The organism is Rhizobacter sp. P3_B12, from assembly GCF_056402895.1.
Genome location: NZ_JBFUGN010000634.1, coordinates 1 through 3,640, shown reverse-complemented (window position 1 = coordinate 3,640; position 3,640 = coordinate 1). Strand labels below are relative to the sequence as shown.

Sequence of the window (3,640 nt, the reverse complement as noted above, 5' to 3'; positions counted from 1 at the left end):
TCCAATAGCGGCCATCGGTCAGCCCGAACCAATGAAGACTCAGGTCGCCGGGGCCGCCCCAGGGCCTGATTTCTTCGAGAGGCAGCAACGTGAAGTTGAACAGCATGGAGAAAAGCGCGATCACGCGCCCGCGCGGCTGGCAGCGAGCTGGCGCCGGYGTTCATGCCGCAGCAACGCCGTGCGCGCCCAGGCCGTGAGGTCGCGGTTCGAGAACGCGGCCACCTTCAGGCGCAAGGCGATCGACACTGTCGCCAGCGCCGGCAGCAGGATCGGGCCGGCCAGTACGCCGAACCATTGGCGCATGTTGTAGAACAGCGCACCGGCCCGYGGCGCGTGGAACTGCCACAGCCACGCGGCACCCACCAGCCAGCCGAGGAACAGCAGCGCGCGCGTCGAGAGCGGCCGCGCCGGCAGCGGGATGTGGCCGATGCCGAAACCCCAGATGAAGCGAGCCAGCACGATCACGGTCACCATCGTCATCGCCAGCATCAGCAGCGACCCGATCGACACCATCACCGAGGCCGCCGAGCGCTTCTGCATGCCCGCGAACAGCACGTGCTGGCCGCGCTCCAGGTCGTCCATGCAGGCGGCGCGGGCATCACCGAGCTGCTGGGCTTCGTCGCCGGGCAGCTCCGGCAGCGCAGCCCGGCTCATCGCGCCCCACAGGGCCGTCATGTCCGGCGGGCAGTCGGTGGGGATGTCGGCACTGCCCGTCGCACTCTGGTGGCCCGCGAGGAACAGCAGGTGGGCCTCGGTGGCCGCGAAGTCGTCGAGGTCGGTGCGCAGTGCGCGCAGGTGCGGCCACCAGTCCAGCCCGCTCGGCTGGGGCACCGGGTCGCGCAACGAGATCAACGTGCAGTTGCGTGCGCGCAGCACGTCGCCGCGGGTCTGCTCCATCATCAGGTCCATCGCCCGCATCGGCGTGGCCCAGCCGTCGATCGGGCGCATGGGCCAGGCCGGCGCGGAGGCGTCGATGCAGGTGGCATGGCCGAGGGCCGGGTCGAACTCGCGCAGGCCGTGGTTGTCGAGCACGCCGCCATCGCCCAGGTGGTGCTTGCCGCAACGGATGGGCTCGAACACGCCTGGCACCGCGCTCGACGCCGCGATGGCGCGCGCGACCGGCAGGTCGTTCATCGTCAGGTAGCTGGCATCGGGCTGGCGCGGCAGGAGCCGGTYGCCCAGCAGCACCACGCAGCGGTTGCCCTGGGCGTAGTCGGAGCAGGCGATGCGCCACTCCGGCAAGTCGGCGGGCCACACATCCGCCGCGGCCGCGCGGTGCAGGCGGCGCAGCCAGCGGCGATTGATGCGTGACATCGCATCCGAGAAGCCGAACTCGTTGCGCACCAGCCCGCTGCTCAGCGCGCGAATCGACGCCATGACGCGCAGCCGCGGGTTGTGGCGGCTCTTGCGAAAGAGAGCCAGGTGCGCACGCAGCGCGCACTGCGCCAGCGCATCGTCGCGCACCGGCCCGTGCCGCGCCACGGCCAGCCATTCCTGCAGGAAGAAGCCCGCGGCGATCGATCCGCCCGAGATGGTCACCAGCATCTTCAATTCGCGCAGGCGCCCCTGGGCGGCCAGCGCGTGCAGGGCGCCCAGGTGATAGAAGGCGGCACGAAACCCCCCGCCGGAGAGCGAGAGCTGGTGGATCTGCCCGTCATCCGCCGCGGCGGTTTCAGTGGCGGGGTGGGGAATGCTGGGAAAGGTCATGACTTGACTCGGAGGCCGACTCGGGTGTTCTGGAATTCGAAGAGATAGGCGGCGCGACAGGCCTTGCCGCGCTCGGTGGAGCGGAGCGTTTCATCCGTGTCGATGGCTTGCATCCGGCGCCGCAGTTCCCGGGCCGTCTGGGTCACCGTCCAGGATGACACGGAAGCGCAGATCTTCGGGATCTCGTTCAGCGAGAGCAGCGACAGGACGTTCTCGGTGCAGGCGCCGACTGCGCTGCGAAGTGCTTCTCTGTGCGCCTCGGTTGTCTTCGAATTCTTGCCGCGGCTCAGCTTGACCGCGAGGCCGATGGCCTGCGTGTCGCAGTCAGCGGTCCGTTGGCTCAGGTCGGCCAGCACGGACGATTGCTTGCCCAGGTAGGCGTTGACGCCTTCGACGCCGTCGGTTCGCAGGCGTTGCTCGAGGGTGGAGATGAGCTCGTTGGATGAGAACGCGGCGGCGGGAAGCATCAGCAGTCCGACCAGAATCGCGCGTGCCATTCAGAAGTCCCGCCACTCATCTTTGATGTTCCATTCAGATCGCAACTCGTTCATGACGTCACTCGGGTCCAGGGCAAGGCGGTGACTCTTATCGTCTCGCCTTCAACACGCAGCTTGGCGTCGAGCGTGTCGAGCCACCTTTCATGGTCGTGCAGTGCTGTCATGTTGCGTTGATGGAAGAAGATGGCATCACTGATCGTTCCGCCACTCAAGGAAGTCTTCCGCTGAGCCCTCCTCAGCCATTTCCAGCAGGGCCTCTGCAATTGCGTGCTGGCCCTTGGCGGCAGCGGTGGCTGCGAGGGTACATGCCAGGAAGCCAAGATCCCAGGGCTTTGCAGAGCACTCGGCCGCGAGCGCCGGAAGGCGGCCCAGAGCGTTGAAGTAAGGCCCGGACAGCTCGTCTGGAATGCTGGCACCTTGCTTCGCCCGACAGATCTCGACCCACGCAGGGAAATGGAAGTACGACGCGTGGGCCGCCATGGGCGACGAGGCAAGCGCAGCAATGACGTGAGGAACGGCGGCAAACGAGGCCGGGTACACGTCACCCTGGTGAGCGAGGGCACTCCAGAGTTGAAACCACGGGCTCGCTTCCCCGTCGTCGTTCGGCAGCGAAGCGAGTTGCCGAAGCAGCGCGGGAATGTCCTCCGCGGTTCCGTACGCATGATCGAGTTGCTGCCAGTGGGTACTGTCGAGACTTAGCAAGCAGGTTCTCCGTTGTTCAATGTTCACTCATTGTTCCGGCGACCGCATCGGCTTCTCGAACTTGCGCTCGATGGAGGCGATGGCTTCCTTCCTTGCTTCCTTGGACAGTTTGATGGTCATGGGTGGTCCGGTGCGCGAGAGATGAATTCATTGTCCACCAGGGACACGGCGGCTCGATGGGTTCGGGCCGATGACAATGCTGCATGCTTCTCGATATCGGGCCCCTGCGCCGCAACACCGCCTTCCGCCGTCTTTTCGCCAGCCAGTTCATCTCGGGTCTGGGCACCATGGTCAGCTATGTGGCCGTGCCCTGGCAGCTGTACGAGCTGACGCATTCCAACGCCCAGGTCGGCCTGCTGGGCCTCGTGCAGCTCGTGCCGGTTGTCGCCTGCGGACTCCTGGGCGGCGCGGTGGCGGACCGCGTGGACCGCAAGCGCCTGCTGATCGGGTCGGAGGCGCTGATGGCCCTGTGCCTGGCGGGCCTGCTGGCCAACGCGTTGACCGCTGCGCCCAACGTGCTGGCGATCTACGCGCTCGTGGCCGTGCTGCAGGGCGCCAGCGGCTTCCACCGCCCGGCGCTGGAAGCCTTGACGCAGAAGCTCGCGCGACCTGAAGAGTTCGCAGCCGTCGCAGCGCTGTCGTCGRTGCGCGGGACGATCGGCATGGTGGCCGGGCCGGCGCTGGCCGGGCTGCTGCTGGCGCGTTGGGGCGCGGTAGGCGCCTATGTCTTCGAC

At 67.2% G+C, this 3,640-nt stretch carries 4 protein-coding genes and 1 pseudogene; 1 reads left to right on the top strand and 4 read right to left on the bottom strand.

All coding sequences use genetic code 11. The features are described from left to right. From AC1D01_RS25140 to AC1D01_RS25125, 4 genes and pseudogenes are all read right to left on the bottom strand, one after another. Nucleotides 1-106 (bottom strand): DUF5984 family protein (locus AC1D01_RS25140; protein WP_477871213.1); only part of this gene is annotated, 106 nt, incomplete at its 3' end. Nucleotides 107-1,014: 908 nt separating this feature from the next. Beyond that, nucleotides 1,015-1,707, bottom strand: a pseudogene (locus tag AC1D01_RS25135) (patatin-like phospholipase family protein); the annotation flags it as partial. Then, entirely contained in the window at nucleotides 1,704-2,204 is a 501-nt protein-coding gene (locus AC1D01_RS25130; protein ID WP_477871212.1) for a hypothetical protein, read from the bottom strand. The gene AC1D01_RS25130 and the pseudogene AC1D01_RS25135, both read right to left, overlap by 4 nt. Nucleotides 2,205-2,393: 189 nt before the next feature. Then, on the bottom strand, nucleotides 2,394-2,933 hold the full coding sequence (locus AC1D01_RS25125; RefSeq protein WP_477871211.1) for a hypothetical protein: 540 nt from the start codon (nucleotides 2,931-2,933) through the stop codon (nucleotides 2,394-2,396). 176 nt (nucleotides 2,934-3,109) lie between these two features. On the opposite strand from AC1D01_RS25125, the gene AC1D01_RS25120 reads away from it, so the two are divergent. Then, nucleotides 3,110-3,640, top strand: a 531-nt coding sequence (locus AC1D01_RS25120) for an MFS transporter (RefSeq protein ID WP_477871209.1), incomplete at its 3' end; no start/stop codon positions are given.

Bases quoted from the DNA above. Each gene is read 5' to 3' on its own strand.
- AC1D01_RS25130 (WP_477871212.1), bottom strand. From the start codon at position 2,204: ATGGCACGCGCGATTCTGGTCGGACTGCTGATGCTTCCCGCCGCCGCG.